The organism is Chitinophaga sp. sic0106, from assembly GCF_019219075.1.
Classification (GTDB): Bacteria; Bacteroidota; Bacteroidia; order Chitinophagales; family Chitinophagaceae; genus Chitinophaga.
Window position 1 is genome coordinate 440881 of sequence record NZ_JAHUWJ010000002.1, and the last position, 17011, is coordinate 457891.

16 protein-coding genes are annotated in these 17011 nt (G+C 45.6%); 12 read left to right on the forward strand and 4 right to left on the reverse strand.

All coding sequences use genetic code 11. The features are described 5' to 3' along the window. The first annotated feature begins 116 nt into the window (after nucleotides 1–116). The 12 genes from KW844_RS04585 (at nucleotide 117) to KW844_RS04640 (ending at nucleotide 11984) form a co-directional block, all read left to right on the forward strand. Entirely contained in the window at nucleotides 117–959 is an 843-nt protein-coding gene (locus KW844_RS04585; RefSeq protein WP_218375531.1) for a DUF2167 domain-containing protein, read from the forward strand. 730 nt (nucleotides 960–1689) lie between these two features. Then, nucleotides 1690–4167 carry a TonB-dependent receptor domain-containing protein gene (locus KW844_RS04590; RefSeq protein ID WP_218375532.1) on the forward strand — a complete coding sequence of 826 codons (2478 nt, stop codon included), beginning with the start codon at nucleotides 1690–1692 and terminating at the stop codon, nucleotides 4165–4167. Between the two features lie 315 nt (nucleotides 4168–4482). Then, nucleotides 4483–5049 (forward strand): RNA polymerase sigma factor, encoded by a 567-nt coding sequence (locus KW844_RS04595; RefSeq protein WP_218375533.1) that lies wholly within the window; start codon nucleotides 4483–4485, stop codon nucleotides 5047–5049. Further along, nucleotides 5049–5606: a hypothetical protein gene (locus tag KW844_RS04600; RefSeq protein ID WP_218375534.1), complete on the forward strand. Its 558-nt coding sequence runs from the start codon at nucleotides 5049–5051 to the stop codon at nucleotides 5604–5606. Before KW844_RS04595 ends, KW844_RS04600 begins: the two co-directional genes overlap by 1 nt. Continuing rightward, entirely contained in the window at nucleotides 5590–6672 is a 1083-nt protein-coding gene (locus KW844_RS04605) for a hypothetical protein (protein ID WP_218375535.1), read from the forward strand. The genes KW844_RS04600 and KW844_RS04605 overlap by 17 nt, the downstream gene beginning before the upstream one ends. 37 nt (nucleotides 6673–6709) lie before the next feature. Further along, nucleotides 6710–7456: a head GIN domain-containing protein gene (locus tag KW844_RS04610; protein WP_218375536.1), complete on the forward strand. Its 747-nt coding sequence runs from the start codon at nucleotides 6710–6712 to the stop codon at nucleotides 7454–7456. A gap of 69 nt (nucleotides 7457–7525) precedes the next feature. Then, on the forward strand, nucleotides 7526–8017 hold the full coding sequence (locus tag KW844_RS04615) for a YajQ family cyclic di-GMP-binding protein (protein WP_218375537.1): 492 nt from the start codon (nucleotides 7526–7528) through the stop codon (nucleotides 8015–8017). Nucleotides 8018–8090: 73 nt separating this feature from the next. Further along, nucleotides 8091–8342, forward strand: coding sequence for a type B 50S ribosomal protein L31 (locus tag KW844_RS04620; RefSeq protein WP_073079106.1), 252 nt, complete (start codon nucleotides 8091–8093; stop codon nucleotides 8340–8342). 69 nt (nucleotides 8343–8411) lie between these two features. After that, nucleotides 8412–9593: a putative sugar nucleotidyl transferase gene (locus KW844_RS04625; protein ID WP_218375538.1), complete on the forward strand. Its 1182-nt coding sequence runs from the start codon at nucleotides 8412–8414 to the stop codon at nucleotides 9591–9593. A gap of 24 nt (nucleotides 9594–9617) precedes the next feature. Continuing rightward, complete coding sequence (gene tpiA, locus KW844_RS04630; protein WP_218375539.1) at nucleotides 9618–10379, forward strand: triose-phosphate isomerase; 762 nt, start codon at nucleotides 9618–9620, stop codon at nucleotides 10377–10379. 132 nt (nucleotides 10380–10511) lie between these two features. Then, a complete protein-coding gene (locus KW844_RS04635; RefSeq protein WP_218375540.1) occupies nucleotides 10512–11108 on the forward strand; it encodes a 2'-5' RNA ligase family protein in 597 nt (198 codons plus the stop codon). Nucleotides 11109–11699: 591 nt separating this feature from the next. Further along, the gene (locus KW844_RS04640; protein ID WP_218375541.1) at nucleotides 11700–11984 is read left to right on the forward strand and encodes an acylphosphatase; all 285 of its coding nucleotides are present in this window, start codon (nucleotides 11700–11702) and stop codon (nucleotides 11982–11984) included. Between the two features lie 163 nt (nucleotides 11985–12147). On the opposite strand, the gene KW844_RS04645 is transcribed toward KW844_RS04640, so the two are convergent. The 4 genes from KW844_RS04645 to KW844_RS04660 form a co-directional block, all read right to left on the reverse strand. Next, nucleotides 12148–13257 carry a C1 family peptidase gene (locus tag KW844_RS04645; protein ID WP_218375542.1) on the reverse strand — a complete coding sequence of 370 codons (1110 nt, stop codon included), beginning with the start codon at nucleotides 13255–13257 and terminating at the stop codon, nucleotides 12148–12150. 178 nt (nucleotides 13258–13435) lie between these two features. Further along, on the reverse strand, nucleotides 13436–15586 hold the full coding sequence (locus KW844_RS04650; RefSeq protein ID WP_218375543.1) for a M56 family metallopeptidase: 2151 nt from the start codon (nucleotides 15584–15586) through the stop codon (nucleotides 13436–13438). Nucleotides 15587–15604: 18 nt separating this feature from the next. Beyond that, the gene (locus KW844_RS04655; protein ID WP_370626471.1) at nucleotides 15605–15985 is read right to left on the reverse strand and encodes a BlaI/MecI/CopY family transcriptional regulator; all 381 of its coding nucleotides are present in this window, start codon (nucleotides 15983–15985) and stop codon (nucleotides 15605–15607) included. Between the two features lie 127 nt (nucleotides 15986–16112). Beyond that, on the reverse strand, nucleotides 16113–16985 hold the full coding sequence (locus KW844_RS04660; RefSeq protein WP_218375545.1) for a sterol desaturase family protein: 873 nt from the start codon (nucleotides 16983–16985) through the stop codon (nucleotides 16113–16115). Nucleotides 16986–17011: the final 26 nt, after the last annotated feature.

Here is a 17011-nt window from a genome sequence, read left to right on the forward strand (position 1 = left end):
TCCCCGAAGTTTTTTATCTTCATTACCGTAATAATTATTAACCACTTATTGCTATACCTCAACGATACTGTTCATTTTTGCTTTAATCCACGTTTCTTAATGCCAATAAGTATTGTATGCGTAGTTTTTGCTGGGTAATATGCCTGTTAATCTGCCAATGCGCTGTGGGCGCAGCAGGTTATGATAATGCTTTGTCTTCCTTTTCCTGGCAAACCAGGAGCCAGGTGCTTACCGAAGGGCATCTGTTACATGTACCGGATCGTTTCCGTTTTTTAAACAAGCGTGATAGTTATAAATTATTACATGACCTGTGGCACAACGAGGTGCATCCGGGTTTGCAGGGAATGCTGGTACCTGAAAATGTGGATCTGCTTTCGGCGGAAGCCTGGGGAGCCACTATTGTGTATGAAAACTCCGGGTATCTTGCGGAAACTGATGCTGTTCATATGGATTATGATCAGTTGCTGGCAAGTCGCCGTAAGGAGCACGCCGGGCAGCAAATACGGGTCAACTGGCTGGTGTCGCCTTTTTATGATGCTGCTAGGCATGTATTCCACTGGCCGTTAATTTTTCAGCAAAAGGCTGGCGGTGGCACCATCATTAACTATGAATTGCGGTTTCTTACCCGTCATGGGCAGTTATGTTTTAATATTTTCGGCAACAAGCCGAGTGTGGGAAAATTAATGGCGGCGGTGCCTTTGATTGCCGGGTCGTTGCAGCCGGCGGTGGATGCCAGTTATACCGCTTTCAACATTCATACTGATAAACTGGCTGATTGGATGCCACATCCCGCGCTGGGTACCATGGGTACGCCTGATTTCCTGCAGTCCATTTTTAATAGCTGGTTGTTTGTGGTAGTATGCCTGCTGATGGTGTTGTTCGTATATACGATGCAGTTTATTCACCAGCGCAGAAAAAACGGGCATTCTATGTTCCGCATTGATGAGCACCTGAACTGATCCTTTCTATCCTATATATATTATTACCTACACTGTTTTTTTTCCGGGAGATACGGAGGCCGTTGGTCCCCGGTTTCCCGGTTCGTTTTTTATCTTTTCCAACAACATCTCCCCAGAAAATCAGGCAGCTCCTGTATATTTATAAGATTTTCCGGGAGATTCTGAGGCCGTTGGTCCCCGGTTGGCCGGTTCGTTTTTTATCTCTTCCAATAACATCTCCCCAAAAAATCAGGCAGCTCCTGTATATTCATGAGATTTTCCGGGAGATACGGAGGTCGTTGGTTCCCGGTTGGCCGGTTCGTTTTTTCATCCCTTCCAGTGATATCTCCCCATAAAAATACCTGGTAACACCACCTGTGTATCCATAGGGATTCCGGCAAACCGATAGCTCGTAAAGCAAATTCAGCCGTAATACTAACCATTAATAGCTCCACCTGGTCCCCAGTAATCCCTACATCTTCCCAAATAAGTCCCTTTTAGGGCATAATCCGACAAAATTGCATTTTTTGCAGCCTTCTGCAACTTACCGAAAGCTGGGTCGTCTTTAACCTGAAAAATCAACATTTACCAATCATCCCTATCTACAGACCGTTTGTGTAGAAAAAGGTACTATGTAAAGCATAATACCTACTTTTACATTGTAGCTGATAAAGTATTGTAGTTGTTAAACCAAGGTTCTGAATCAGTGATAAGTACTAAATCAATCTAAAAATACCTAAACCGCCCTTGTATGAAAGCAATTGTAAAAGCGTTTATGTTGACAACCAGTGTTATAGGCGCTTCCTTCAGCTCTCAGGCTCAAACCCCAACCCACATTTCCGGCCAGGTAATCCAGGCGGGTAGCAAACCAGTAGAATTTGCCACCGTAACACTCTTAAAGGCCACCGACTCATCACTTGTTAAAGGTGCTATAGCCGATATCGCAGGTAAATACGAATTCGAACAGATTAAGAATGGTAAATATATCATTGCCGCTGCCTTCGTGGGTATGAACAAAGTATACAGCAGCCCCTTTGACGCTAAAGGTGGTTCATTCACGGTACCACCCCTGGAACTGACTGTTAACAGCAAAAACCTGAAAGCCATTGATGTTACCGCACGTAAACCTTTCATTGAACAGAAAGTGGACCGCCTCGTGGTAAACGTGGAAGCCAATATCGCCACCGCCGGCGGTACAGCCATGGAAGCACTCGAAAAATCACCGAACATCACGGTGGATAAAGACGGTAACATCTCCATGAAAGGAAAAGGAGGAGTGATGATCCTGATCGATGGTAAACAAACCAGTATGTCGAACCAGGATATTGCAGAACTCCTGAAATCCATGCCGGCCACCAGCCTGGATCAGATCGAACTGATATCCAACCCTTCCGCTAAATACGATGCTGCCGGTAACGCCGGTGTGATCAACCTGAAACTGAAGAAAAACAGTAACTACGGTACCAATGGTAACCTTACCCTCGGCGGCGCCTACGGTACCTGGCCACGCTATAACGGTGCGCTGAACCTGAACTCACGCAGCAAATTTGTGAATGTTTTTGGTTCATATAATTATAGTCATAGGGAGAATCAGCAGTCACTGAAGCTTTACAGAACAGTGGACGACAAAAATGGCCAGCAGATCTTTGATCAGAGGAATGAATCGCATCATGAAAATAACTACCAGGGTGGAAGAGTAGGGGCCGACTTCTTCGTTGCAAAAAATCATACGGTGGGTGTGCTGGTTGACCTGGCGCAGAATAAATATACCAATCCAACCGATGCCATCACCAATATTAGCTATGGCAAAGTGCTGGATTCTATCCTTCAAACTTATGGTGGTAACAATGGTACCTGGAAAAGAGGGGCCTACAACATCAACTATCGTGGTGTACTGGATTCAACCGGTAAGGAGTTGAATGTGGACCTTGACTATTCCAGAAGTTCAGACAGGCAGTATGCAAACATCTTTGCATCCACCAGTGAGCCGGTGTTCAACAAGCTGTTGAATGCAGATACTTCCCGCAGCAATCAGCCGTCTATCATCACCATCAAAACCGCAAAGGCCGATTACACACAGCCTTTAGGCAAACAAGGTAAACTGGAAATAGGTGCTAAAATAAGTTTCGTGACTTCTGATAATGACGCCCGTTTCGATTCACTCCGGATGAATAACTGGCAGGCGGATACCATGCGCTCTAACCATTTTATTTATAAAGAGAATGTAAATGCCGCATATGTAAACTTCAATAAGCAAATTAAGAAACTGACGTTGCAGGTAGGCCTCCGCGCTGAGCAAACGAACGTAACAGGGGAGTCCACCTCTCTGCGTGTATCGCAGAAAGGCATGGTGAAAAATGATACTTCCTACTTCAACCTGTTTCCAAGCATGGCACTGAGCTATAAAGCGGATAAAAATAATACCCTTGGATTCAGCTACAGCCGCCGTATTCAGCGCCCGAGCTATGAAGATCTGAACCCGTTTGAGTTTTATATGGACCGCTATACCATTCAGGCTGGTAACCCAAATCTGAAACCACAGTATTCTCATAACCTGGAAGTATCACATACTTTTAAAGATTTCCTGATGACCTCTGTGAACTACATTCATACTACGGACCTGATGATGCGTATCATCGAAACAGATAAAAATCCCGCTACCGGTGATTCTTCTCTGCTCCGTTACAAGTATATGAACGTAGCGAAGTCCGATAACCTGAGCTTCAATGTTTCTGCGCCATTTCCAATCGCAAAATGGTGGAGTACTTTCACTACGCTCTCTGTTTACTACACCGGTTACAGTGCGTTCGTAAACGATAACAACGTTAAAATGAATGCAGTAGGATTCTTTGGACGTACGCAGCATACATTCACCCTCACTAAAACGCTGACTGCCGAAGCGATTTACTTCTACGTTGCTCCTGGTATCTCCGATGGGGAGTTGTTCAGAATGCAGTCGATGGGTGCACTGGACCTGGGCTTACAACAGAAAGTGCTGAAAGGAAAAGGTAGTCTTAAACTGAATGTAACCGATGTGCTGGGTACACAGAATTTCAGAGGTTCCTTTGCTAATGCAGGTATGGACACCAGGGTAAGAAGCAGCTGGGATGCCCGTCAGGTGCGACTGAATTTCTCTTACCGCTTCGGTAATACCAATGTGAAAGCTGCCCGTAGCCGCAAAACCGGTCTGGAAGCGGAACAAAGCCGCAGTAAGGCCAGCAGCAATTAATACCACGCCATCCCGAAAGGTTTATTAGGTATATATAAGGATGAAAAAGCGCGGTTACAAGATAATTGGACCGCGTTTTTTTCATTTCGTCACAAAAAAATGGTGTTTGGTGGAATTTCACTGGTTACTGAACGGGATTGCATCTACATTTGAAAAAAAATCTTCGACAGGAATTTGTTTTTTTAAATATCTATAGAAATCTGACAGTCAATTTAGTATAGTTGTGCAGCGCTTTGGAAAGCCCTGATAAGTGACCCTCTTGCCTGAACATTTGAACCAAAGCGTGCAACCTTTCACACAATCATTGTCTTTATAATGAAAGCATCAGAAAACAACTTGAATCAGACGCCATTAGCCGAGAATGTAGTAGACCGCTGTAAGAAAGGGGATGTTCGCGCATTTCGCGAAATCTACGATGCCTATTCCGCAGCCATGTATAATATCTGTATTCGTATGACCAACCAGGTTAGTGATGCAGAAGATGTTTTACAGGAGGCGTTTATACAGGTTTACCGCAGTATTGGCAAACTGGAGAAAGACACCAGTTTAAGTGCCTGGATCAAGAGAATTGTAGTCAATCATTGTCTTAACTATCTTCGCCGCAAGAAAGTCTACTTCGAAGAAGTAGGAGAGATGGAGATATCAGAGGACACAGGATTGGATGAAGCGCAGTTCAGTTACACGGTAACAGCTGTTAAATCGGCTATTACAGCGCTTCCTACAGGTTATCGTACGGTGCTCAATCTTTATCTCTTTGAAAATTATTCCCACAAGGAAATAGCAGACATGCTGGGAATATCCGAATCTACTGCCAAAACACAGTATATGCGGGCTAAAGAGAAAGTAAGACAGATTGTGAATCAGCAAAACATCATGAATTAATGTCGGACAATTTCGAACAATTTATTCAACAAAACAGGGCAGCCTTTGAGCAGCCCGGACCATCTCCCAGAGTATGGGATGCGCTGGAGAAAGAATTGGGGCAAGAGAAAAAAGGCCGGGTAGTTAGTATGCTGTCTTCAAACTGGTTTAAAGCAGCCGTGATAGCACTACTTATTATTAACGCCGGCGTACTGTTCTTATTTGTAAAGAGCAAACAGCATCAGAAAAATGACCTCGCACTGATGATCCCGGAAATGCAGGAAGCACAGGTCTACTATAGCTCCAAAATTGAAGCCCGCCTTGATTCCATCAGGATGTACCCCGCCGGTGAGATTGGCTTGGACAGTGCCGCCATGCGCGAACTGGAACTGAAAAACGATACTTATAAGATGCTCGAAAAAGAGCTGAAAAATAATCCGGGCAATGAAAGAATCCGCGCGGCCATTATCCGGTACTATCAATTGAAATTGGATCTACTAGACAAAATCCTGGAGGAGCTCGAGGCTAAAAATGCCACTCCGGGAGATTTAAAAAAGCAATATGAAGAGAAAATTTAGTTTCCTGTTATGCCTCCTCCTTCCCTTGCTGTCACTTGCAAATCGTGGGGAAGTATCTTTCAAGAGAACAGAAGTAAAAGAGTTTAAAGTGTCCTCCGGTGCACAATTCAAATTAACCAACAAGTACGGACAAATTATTATTCACACCTGGAATAAAAACGAAATCAAAGCAACGGTAACCATCACAGGTTTCGGTAAAAACGACACAGAGGCACAGAATATTGTATCCGCTGTAAATATTAACAGCAGTGGTAGCAATAACAGTGTATCGCTGGCAACGGACTACAGTCCGAAATCCAGCAGCAGGTGGTTCAACTTCGGCGGTGGAAAAGACTCCAAAGATTATGTAAACATCGACTACGAAGTGTATTTACCGCAATCGCTGGCGATGGCCTACATTGAAAATAATTTCGGTGATGTACTGGCAGTAGAGAAGCTGACTTTTCCGGCTATTATGAAGCTGAACTATTGCAACTTCGATATTCGCGATGCAGAAGATTTGCAACTGGGTCTTAATTACTGCTCAAAAGGTAAAATAGGTACAGCCAATCGTGTGAAAATGAACAGTAACTACTCCGATGTAAAAAGCGGAGAACTGAAATCCTTAACGGTTTCATCTACCTACAGTAATATTGAAGCAGAAACTATTGGTAAGGCAGATATCAAAGCCACTTATGATAATTATAAAGTGCAGAACGTATTTGGCCTGATAACAAAAGGTACTTACTCCGATTTTACGATCGGGACTTTGCAAGAACAACTGGATGCGAAATTAACATATGGTGATCTGAAAATTGAGCAGCTAACCAGTGCCTTTAAAGGAGGAGATGTAAAGCTGACATTTGGAAATGCAAAGATGGGAGTTTCCCGCAGACTAGCGTTGCGACTCGATTTGAAGATGACTTTAGGAGATGTGAAAGTGAATGGACTGGATGTGAAGAATGTACAGTCAGTTAGAAATGGCGTTAATACTTCCTATAGCGCCTATGCTGGTGGCGCAGGAGAGCAGTCAGGCATCCTCCGTGTGGCTGGCACCAACAGCGATGTAAAATTAATAGCAGAATAACCCTCATTTGTAATAACATCTTTATAAAAAAAACGTCATGAAAAAAGTAGCATTATACAGCCTGATGATAGTACCTGTATTGGCCGTAGCCATGGTATTATCCGCTTTCAAAACTATCCCCGCCATTGGCTTTAACGAGCGTATCAAAGGTAGTGGCAATGTGAAAGAAGAAAATCGTTCTGTATCCGGGTTTGAAAAAATCAGTACATCGGGGATTTACCACGTGGTGCTCACCATGGGTAATGAAGAGAAAGTACGTGTGGAAGCAGAGGACAACCTGTTGCCATATATTGAAACAGAAGTATCCCGTGGGCGCCTGGATATTCACACCAAAAGAGGCTATAACATCGAACCGAAAAAAGACATTACTATATATGTAACCGCCAAAAGCATTTCGGAACTGGAAGCCAGCGGTGCCAGTGGTTTTAAAGGTACCAATCAGATTAAGGGTGACAAGCTGAAGATTTCCCTGAGCGGTGCAGCCCAAAGCAAACTGGATGTGGCTGTTGGTAGTCTGAATGCCGGCCTCTCCGGTGCAGCGCAATTAAACGTTAGCGGTAATGCATCCAATGCCGATTTCGGTACTTCCGGTGCAGCGAATGTAAAAGCGACTGACCTGCGTGCAGATGCGGTAAATGCTGGTACTTCCGGCGGTTCCTCTGTATCAGTGAATGCAGTGAAATCCCTGAATGCAAGCTGCTCTGGTGGCAGTAATGTAAGATATAAAGGAGAGCCTGCTGTAAACAAATCCACCTCCGGAGGCGCTTCTGTAAGCAGGATATAGGGTAAAATGACAAATAGCTTTATATTTGCTGCTGTAAGAAAGCCGCTTATAAAATAAAATTTGTCAATTATGCCGTCCTTTGATATTGTTAGCAAAGTTGATTTACAGACACTGGATAACGCCATTAACACTGTAAAAAAGGAAATTACCAATCGATTTGATTTCAAGGATTCACATGTCAATATCGAGCTGAATAAGAAGGAATTGTCGCTCACGGTGGAAGTGGATAGTGATATGAAACTGGGGCAGGTGCTGGATGTACTGGTGAGTCGCACGATGCGTCAGGGACTGGATGCCAGCATTTACGACCAGAGCAAGGAGCCTTATCAGAGTGGTAAAGTCTACAAAAAGGAAATTCCTGTAAGAAATGGGATCAAACAGGAAGATGCCAAGAAGATCGTGAAAATGATCAAAGATTCCGGGATAAAGGTACAGGTCGCTATAATGGACGATATTGTACGGGTAACTGGTAAAAAAATCGATGATTTACAGGAAGTTATAGCACTGGCGAGGAACTCCAACCTGGGAATTCCTTTACAGTATATCAACATGAAATCCTGATTTTTTTTGAATAATCTTTGAGTGTTTAAGAAAAAAGATATACCTTTGCACTCTGTATTTACAAAATTTTGATATGAAACAGGGAATCCATCCAGAAAGTTACAGATTTGTGATATTTAAAGATATGTCAAACGGTGTTAGCTTTTTAAGCCGTTCTACCGCTCCTACCAAAGAAACTGCTCAATGGGAAGATGGTAACGAATATCCGTTGATTAAGTTGGAAATTTCCAATACTTCTCACCCTTTCTACACTGGTAAGAATGTATTGGTGGATACTGCAGGACGTATCGATAAATTCAACAAACGCTACGCTAAGAAAGCTTAGTAGTTTTCGAAAATATTTTTTCAGAGAATCCCATCGGTTAATCGATGGGATTTTCTATTTTTAGCACCTATGGAGCGTAACTATATACTATTTGACACGCCCGTACGTGATTTGTTATTCCCCTTTACACATACCAGACCCATTTCAGCCTGCCGCGTAGGTATACTTACCATACAGGAGAAATGGGAAAAATGGCTGGGTGCAGGAGTTAGTCATTTCACCGTACAGCATCTACAAGAAAAGTTCCCATTACACCAGGGCACTGCCGACACCCTTAATATATTGATCAGCGGGCATTTGCTGCCCGATGAGCAGCTGGTGGCAGCTATAATGGCTTTGCAACCGGAGGAGGAGTTGTATCACGACAACCATCTGATTGCCAAGGTAGTCAGGGGGATGGAGGTACATCTGCTGCCGGCCAATGCCCGAAAAAATTATACGGGCAAGGTATTGGGAATTCATAAACCCTGGGATATTTTTGCGCTCAATGATGCTGCGATCCGGGAGGATTTCCGGTTGCTGACGAAGGGCCGGGTTTCAGAGCCGGTGCCGGCGGGTAACCAGGTGCTTGGTGCGGAGCAGGTATTTATAGAGCCGGGGGCGAGTGTGCAGTGTAGTGTGTTAAATGCCTCTTCCGGGCCTGTTTACATAGGCAGGGATGCCGTTGTAATGGAAGGTAGCCTGGTGCGTGGGCCGTTTGCCATGGGTGAGCGGGCCGTGCTTAAAATGGGCAGTAAAGTATATGGGGCTACCACGCTGGGGCCTTATTGTATAGGAGGTGGGGAGATCAAGAATGTGGTGATGTTTGGTTACTCCAATAAATCACATGAGGGGTACCTGGGTGATGCCGTGATTGGCGAGTGGTGTAACCTGGGAGGTGGTACTAATTGCAGTAATATGAAAAACAATGCTTCTGCCGTACGTGTATGGATGGAGTCGAAGAATGAAACTGAATCAGCGGGGTTGAAATGTGGGGTACTGATGGGTGATTATAGTCGCACAGGCATTGGTACAAACCTGAATACAGGCACGGTGGTTGGCGTTTCCTGCAATATTTTTGGTGGCCAGATGCCGCCGAAGTACCTGCCATCTTTCAGCTGGGCGCAGGGGGATACTGTATCCCGCTACCGGGGGGAGGAAGCATTGAAAGATGCGGCTGCCTGGATGAAGCTGAAGGGGCAGGAACTGACGCCTGCGGATGCTGCTATTTTACGTGGATTGCATCAGCGTACCGATCGTACAGAACTTTAAAAACTTAATACCACAATTTATACTATGAGAAAAAAAATTGTCGCAGCGAACTGGAAGATGAACCTCACGCTGGCACAGGGCGAACAACTGATTAATGATATTCTGGCTGCAGGACTGAAGCTGGGAGAAGGTCAGGAAGTGGTGATTTCCACACCTTTCCCGTATTTGGTGAAGGCGAAGTCTATGCTGAAGAACTATCCTGGCTTTTTCACAGGTGCGCAGAACTGCTACAGCGAGAAATCCGGTGCCTATACCGGCGAGGTATCTGCGGAGATGCTGCAGTCAATTGGTGTGGATTATGTGATTATTGGTCATTCCGAGAGAAGAGAATATTTTCAGGAGAGCAATGAGATGCTGGCTAAGAAGGTAGATCAGGCGCTGGCTTATGGGCTGAAGCCTATTTTCTGTTGTGGTGAGCCGCTGGCAATCCGCCAGGCGGAAACGCAGAATGAGTATGTGGCAAAGCAGCTGGAAGAGAGTCTGTATCACCTGACTGAGGAGCAGCTGAAAAATGTGGTGATTGCGTATGAGCCGATCTGGGCTATTGGTACTGGTTTAACTGCCAGTGCGCAGCAGGCGCAGGACATGCATGCTTACATCCGTTCGCAGATTGCTGCTAAGTTTGGCCGTGAGGCTGCGCTGCGCATGTCTGTACTGTACGGTGGCAGTGCTAAGCCGGGTAATGCGGCGGAGTTGTTTGCCTGCCCGGATGTGGATGGCGGATTGATCGGTGGTGCTTCTTTGGTGGCGGCTGATTTTACAGCCATTATCAGCAAACTGGCTTAATAAATTGAGAATACGCAGATTATATATGTCTGCGTATTTTTTTAGTAAAAAATGCTAAAAAAATTAGTATTTCAAAGAAAAGGTTGTATATTCGTATTGTCATTCTAACAAACAGATTTAAAAGAAACTGTTATGAATACGAGTATTGAAAATTCAGAAGTCTTATATGATTATCTGGTTGTCGTAAATCCAGATGTACTGGTGTCGAAGGATATCGTTCGCATCCGGCAGTTTATTGGGAGAGAGATCGGAGATGAGGGGATGGTGAATCCTTCCGTACAGATTCCGTTGTTTCGTTCTGTTTTTCCGGAGCGTTTCCAGGAGGTGTTCATGGAAACGTTGGAGGGGATTGCGAAGGAGCAGGGAGGGTTTGCGGTGTACACCTCCCGGATCGACAGTCATCAGCATGCTGATGGGCGGAGTAGTATTTTCGTAAATGTGGCCAATGTAAAGCCACTTGTTAGTTTACAGCGTGCGTTATTGCAGCGCTTTGATCTGCCTCAGCAGGATTACCGGCCGCATATTATGGTGGCAGGTCGTATTGAACATCCGGGCTTATCCCGTTTGTTACCGCAGCTGTCCCAGCAAATGTTTGTGCGTAGTTTTAATTGTCATTGTTTCAGTTTGCTCCGTCGTCCTTCTTCGGGAGGAAAGTATGAGCGGGTGCGCGATTTTGTCTTCGGCGATATCGAGCATATGGTAGGCTCTCTGTTCAATTATGCTGCTTAAATACATCCCCGGTTAACTCCTTTATCTTTTACTGCCCTTTAAATTTAGTGGCAGCCTACGTTTCCGCTGACCGGAAGTCTGGAATTTTTGCATGCCTTGGCGTAGGATTGCATCATATGCCCTGCTGTACGGGAGTATGGCGGACGGGAATGCATTGCATGGTGTGGGGTGTGGGCGGGCATAAACGTATACCTGTAAAACCAAAGCCATCACTACCTACCGGTTCCAGTCAGGGCCTGTGGAGTAATGCTTTCAAAATTATTGCAAAGCCGACTTTAGCGTCCATTGTTCATCCATGTTTGTTTGATCCCAACCCTCAAAGTAAGCAGTACTTACTACCCCATTAACCTTTTTAGAAACCATGATAGCCAGAATTCTTTTGAGACGTATTGTAATTAGACTTAAATTAGTGGAAATATAATTCAACCATAATTCCGCTTATTGGATTTTAGTATTACAAAAGTCTCAAAAAAGCCATAAAGAGATAATAATTGTTCCCCATAAACTGAAGTAACCATACAGTGTGTGAGGGCGTAAAATTTGTCCTGTTGGTTGATTCTTGCTAGTAACTTTATTTCCTATTTTATTGCCATGGCAACAAATTCAATTGTACACAATAAGATCCTCATTAAAGGTCTTGTACAGGGAGTAGGCTACCGCGCTAATGCCAAACACGTCGCCGATTTATTGGGTGTTCAGGGAAGCGTCAAAAACTTATCCGATGGAAGCGTCACTATTGTGGCAGAAGCTACTGCAGAAGTAATGGAAACCTTTTTGAAATGGTGCCGCAATGGGCCAAGACCTGCACAAGTCAGTGAAATGGTGGTGGTGCCAGGAGATGTACTGCATCTTAAAGACTTTCTTATCCTTCATTAACAGCACGGGAGCACCCGAAATTATTATTGTATTCAACTGCCACAGCGCTGTGGCAGAGCGTTTTCCTTCGGACGGTTTGATGACATCCCGCCCGAAGGAAAACCGCATTTTTAACTAGTACTATAGTACTAGTTCCGGCCCTTTGGGAACTGGTACTGATATGCTATTTGCTTACTCTTGCCTTCAGCGCCTTGTCCAGTGCAGCCTTGGGTATTACCACCGAAATTGTATTATTAGAGAAATAGGCCTCCGAAACATTCAGGTAGCCATGATACGGCCCCGCCTGACCCCAGGAGTTCTTCACCACAAAAAAGGTTTTGCCTTTAGGGCTCTGACCAATACCGGTAATGTGCATCAGGTGATCATCTTCGGTAACCAGTTCTTCGTATAACCGTTGGCGTGATTCCTGGGTAACCACGTTCTCGTCCTGGTCTGGGTTAAGTGGTTTGGCGCGCATGAGTGAATCCACCGCAGGTACCAGTGCGTAACCACGACCCATGGACCATCCACGGTTGGATACATCCGCATCCCAGGCAACAGTGTAACCCTTCTTCACGGCTGATTTACAGGCTTCCACCAGTTCATTGAGCGGAATATTGTAGTAAGCGCCATTGCTGAAATTATCCGGTACTTCCAATACAAAGCGCTCATCAAATGGATGGTGTGTGAAGGAAGTCAGGCCCACATAATCGTCGGCATTAAACTTAAGGATGTCCTTGGCGTAGGTTTGCGGCGTATAGCTTTTTCCTTTATACTCGAAAGAAGCTGGAGGCGCACCCAGGTATTTGTCCAGGATCACGATGGTGCTGTCCAGCCAGTTATCATTTACCGGACGGCGTTTTTTCAGGGCGGAGTCCAGGTAAGCTTTCAGCTCTTTCACCATTTTGCCGTGGCTAAAAGAGGTGGCGCCATTGGTCAGTCCGGTATACGCGTTTTCAGGTACTGCACCGTATTTCGCGATGGCCTGGATCACATCGTGTCCTAAACCACCTTCATCAAAGCGGGCGAATCCCTGACGGAGAATATAGTTTTTTGCTTTTTCGATGTAGATATTTCTTACGGTAAACATCTCGGAGATGTCGGGAGTGGACTCACCCTTACGGATACACTCTGACTCTATCAGGGAGGTGGTGGCAAAGCACCAGCAGGTGCCGGTAGCCTGTTGGTTTTTTACGGCAGTGGTGGCATTGAGTTTTCCATTTACCAGGCTGCTGTCCTGTGCATAAGCTGCCACAGTGCCGGTTAAGAGAAACGCGAGAAAGATTGATTTCATAATGCAGTAGATTGCTGATGTTGGCTAAAGTTAATTGTTGCTACTGCAAAAATAGCACTGTCTGCCTTAGCAAACAGTGCTATTTTATAAATGAAGAACGAATTTGAAAAAGTAGTTGGTAGCTATAGCATTAGGGGGGAGCAGTGCTGCTTCCTGATGGTACAGCCGGTAAATCCTCTTACTGATTATTGGATTTGGAAGTGGAGATGCTCAGGTGATCTTTACCGCCTGAAATCTTCAGGTTATCTTCTTCGATCAGGGATTTATATTTACGGGTAACGTTGTCTGGTTGCGTAACACCGTTTACACGTAAGGTATTGTTGCTGTATTCAATTTCGTAGTTGCTGTTTTTATCCAGCAGCTTATCGGCAGCCATCTGATCAATGATAGCGTGATATTTGTTGGAGCGGGCGGTGGCAACTTCACGGTTCTTTTCAGCACGGCCCCTGTTTTCTTCAGCAAGCTGTCTGTTTCTATCCGCCAGTTCCCGGTTTCTGTCAGTGGCAATTCTTTGTTTGTCGGCAGCCATCCTGGTTTTCTCAGCAGCCAGTCGACCCCTTTCAGCGGCCAGGCGGCCATGTTCGGCTTTCAGGCGTCCGGCTTCAGCGGTAGCGAGGCCGGTAGTGTCGCCGGAAGTGCTGTAATAATACTGGTGCTGCCCACCGTATTTGAAATTACTCACCTGGTGGTGCACATAGTTGCGAATGGAATCCACGTTCACGTTTACATTAACGCTGCTTTTTACAGAAGCCATCATTTCATCGAAATTGATGTTTTTAAGTGCTTCCCTGGCTTCTTTTTGCGCGGCCAGTATATCAGCATTCATTTGTTTCCAATCCACTTTATCGAGGGCTGCTTTAGATTCTGCCTGAATCTTTTTCATATCCACCTCGTTGAGTTGGGCCATCGCTTTCTGGATAGTAAGTTCTGCGTCACGGATTTGCTTTTCGAGCTTTTTCTGTTGTGCAGGTGAAAGGCCATTGGTGGTGTATACGTAGGAGCCTTTTACTCTTGCTGGTGGTGCAGGCGGAGCAGGAGGTACGGGGAAGTCGGCATCTCCCGGTACTGGTGGTGCTGGTGGTGCCGGTATGGCTGGTGCATCCGGAACTGGCGGAGCTGCCGGTGTTCCTGGTGCCGGCGGCGGCAGAGGCGGCAGGGTGTCTGCTATTGCGGTGTTTTCAGTGGCATTTTCGTGCACACTTGCTATTGCTTCAGTAGTAGTGGTTTGGGCAGATGTAATGACCTCAGCGGCTGGTGCCTCCATGGCAGCTGGCTTTTTCTCCGAGGCTTTCACCTTCGCCGGATTTAACCAGGCGATAGAAACGAGGCCGGCGGCAATGATCATTACTGCAAGAAATTTTTGACTATAGTTGAGATTTTTTGTTTTCATTTCCATGATACGTTTAATGCGATTAAACAGATGCTGTTTGTTGTTTGCAGCAGCCATGGCCAGTGAATTGGATGATAACCGGTATTCTTCCAGTGCCACCAGGGCTTTGGCATAATGCAGGGGATGTACGGAGTTGACCACCAGATCATCGCAGCAGTGTTCGCGCTCCTGCCGGATAATTCTGGAAATCTGCCATACAAAGGGATTGAAGAACAGAATTGTTTCAACAATTGATTGGAAGATATTCAACAGATAATCATTGCGTTTAACATGCGCCAGCTCGTGGAGGAGGATGGCTTCCAGCTGTTCGGTAGAAAGGTTGTTGACCATTGCTACCGGCAGCAAAATAATAGGCTTCAGAAAGCCCAGCATCACCGGTACCTGGATATATCCGGATACAAGCAATTTTACAGGGCGGGAAATGTCCAGCTGAGCCGAAAGCCTTGCCAGGGTTTGTTCCCAGCTTGCGTCCATCGGACTCGTTTTATCTGTTCTGATACGCTGTAACTGCGCCAGATCAGCAAATAATTTGATCGTCATGATACAGAAACCGATCACATACAGCGTTACCAACACGGGGAACCAGTTCTCCATCTGTGGAAAAAATCCGGTGAGTCCGTCCTGACTTTTATACATGGTTTCTACCACCAACCCTTCGGGCACTGCTGCCGTCAGTTGCAGGTTGGCCACTGCAGCTTCTACTATCTCCCTGGCAGCCTGGAAAGCCGTCAGCTGCTGATATAGCGTGATCACGAACCAGGTGAAAATTCCGCCCAGCGATAGCACGGATAGGTTGTATTTTATCCTGGCAGAAGCCATCGGCCACAGCGCCAGCACGATCCGCAAGGCTGCAAATACGCACAGGGATTGCCAGGTAGAATGTAAAATGGTCCATCCTAACGCACGTACCAGGTCTGCAGTGAGAGGTAAGAAAGTCATTTGGCAGGATTTAGATAGTTATCGCTGTTGTTTTTCGATATCGTTGAGGTATTGACGGATCTGATCCAGTTCCTTATCCGACGATTTATGGTGTCCCAGGGCCTGCAACACCAGCTGGCTTGCAGAACCACCGAACACGGTGTCTATCATTTTACTGAGCAGTTGCTGTTGTGTTTCCTGCTGCGATACCGCCGCCGCATATACGTGCGTTTTGCTGCTGGCATCACGGGTAAGCAGGCCTTTCTCGAACATGATCTGCATCAGCTTCAACGTAGTGGTGTAGCCTGCGTCCTTGGTTTCGGCCAGCTTCTCGTGAATTTCACGAACCGTGCTGGCACCTTTCTCCCAAAGAATCCCCAGGATCTCCAACTCACTTTCTGTAGGTTTTTGCTGTTTCACTTTTATGCGATTATGTTGATGAAATGTGTACTTGATAATACGATGCGCGAACATCTACGAATATCTTCGTAAACAAATGTACGATAGTTTTCGTAATTGCAAAATATTTTTCAGGTAAAATTGTAAATCATTGATTTTGTTGTGATTGTCGCAATTGCTTGGTAGTTTTGCGACTCCCGTCCGCACTCCACCCGGGGGAATCAAACAGGTAGTGTAAGGCCTCATTTAGTGATTTGGCATGCCGTACATCCTGCCAGATGGCCACCCATTCGTGTGTGGCTATACGTAGTGGATTATAAGTCCTGATATTGGAGGTGAGTCCGTAGGTGGGCCGTTCCTGCTCCGCCATGAAAGTACCAAACAGCCGGTCCCAGATAATAAGGATACCACCATGGTTTTTATCCAGGTAGTTCAGGTCGGACCCATGATGTACCCGGTGGTGCGAAGGGGTATTGAGGATATATTCGAAAGGCTTTGGCAGCTTATGTATGACTTCTGTATGAATCCAAAACTGATAAATGAGACTGATAGCCTGCATGGTCATCACCATAATCGGATGGAAGCCCATCAGGGGCATCCAGAGCCAGAATAGGAAGGTGCCGGTGAAATTGCCCGTCCACGTTTGGCGTAGGGCCGTAGCCAGATTATATTGCTCAGAGGAGTGGTGAATGACATGCGACGCCCAGAAAAACCTTACACTATGGCTGATGCGGTGAAACCAGTAGTAGCTGAAATCATCTGCAAAAAAACATAAAACCCACACCCACCATTCAAAACCAAGTGTAAACAGCCTGATTTTATCATACACCAGCATGTAGGTGCCTAATATGATTGTTTTGGTAAACAGGCCGGTAAACACATTGCCCAGTCCCATCGCGATACTGCTGGCAGCATCTTTTGTCTGATAACGGTGCCGGTTGTCGATAGTAGTGATGATGATCTCCGCGAGAATCAGGAGCACAAAACCGGGAATAGCATATATGATGAGTTGCGGAGGCATAAGGTGGAAGTATTTTCATTAAGTTA

Coding starts and splice junctions, on each gene's coding strand:
- KW844_RS04625 (WP_218375538.1), top strand. CDS start 8,412: ATGGAGCGTAACTATATACTATTTGACACGCCCGTACGTGATTTGTTA.
- KW844_RS04600 (WP_218375534.1), top strand. CDS start 5,049: ATGTCGGACAATTTCGAACAATTTATTCAACAAAACAGGGCAGCCTTT.
- KW844_RS04595 (WP_218375533.1), top strand. CDS start 4,483: ATGAAAGCATCAGAAAACAACTTGAATCAGACGCCATTAGCCGAGAAT.
- KW844_RS04660 (WP_218375545.1), bottom strand. CDS start 16,985: ATGCCTCCGCAACTCATCATATATGCTATTCCCGGTTTTGTGCTCCTG.
- KW844_RS04640 (WP_218375541.1), top strand. CDS start 11,700: ATGGCAACAAATTCAATTGTACACAATAAGATCCTCATTAAAGGTCTT.
- KW844_RS04605 (WP_218375535.1), top strand. CDS start 5,590: ATGAAGAGAAAATTTAGTTTCCTGTTATGCCTCCTCCTTCCCTTGCTG.
- KW844_RS04635 (WP_218375540.1), top strand. CDS start 10,512: ATGAATACGAGTATTGAAAATTCAGAAGTCTTATATGATTATCTGGTT.
- tpiA (WP_218375539.1), top strand. CDS start 9,618: ATGAGAAAAAAAATTGTCGCAGCGAACTGGAAGATGAACCTCACGCTG.
- KW844_RS04585 (WP_218375531.1), top strand. CDS start 117: ATGCGTAGTTTTTGCTGGGTAATATGCCTGTTAATCTGCCAATGCGCT.
- KW844_RS04610 (WP_218375536.1), top strand. CDS start 6,710: ATGAAAAAAGTAGCATTATACAGCCTGATGATAGTACCTGTATTGGCC.
- KW844_RS04620 (WP_073079106.1), top strand. CDS start 8,091: ATGAAACAGGGAATCCATCCAGAAAGTTACAGATTTGTGATATTTAAA.
- KW844_RS04615 (WP_218375537.1), top strand. CDS start 7,526: ATGCCGTCCTTTGATATTGTTAGCAAAGTTGATTTACAGACACTGGAT.
- KW844_RS04650 (WP_218375543.1), bottom strand. CDS start 15,586: ATGACTTTCTTACCTCTCACTGCAGACCTGGTACGTGCGTTAGGATGG.
- KW844_RS04590 (WP_218375532.1), top strand. CDS start 1,690: ATGAAAGCAATTGTAAAAGCGTTTATGTTGACAACCAGTGTTATAGGC.
- KW844_RS04645 (WP_218375542.1), bottom strand. CDS start 13,257: ATGAAATCAATCTTTCTCGCGTTTCTCTTAACCGGCACTGTGGCAGCT.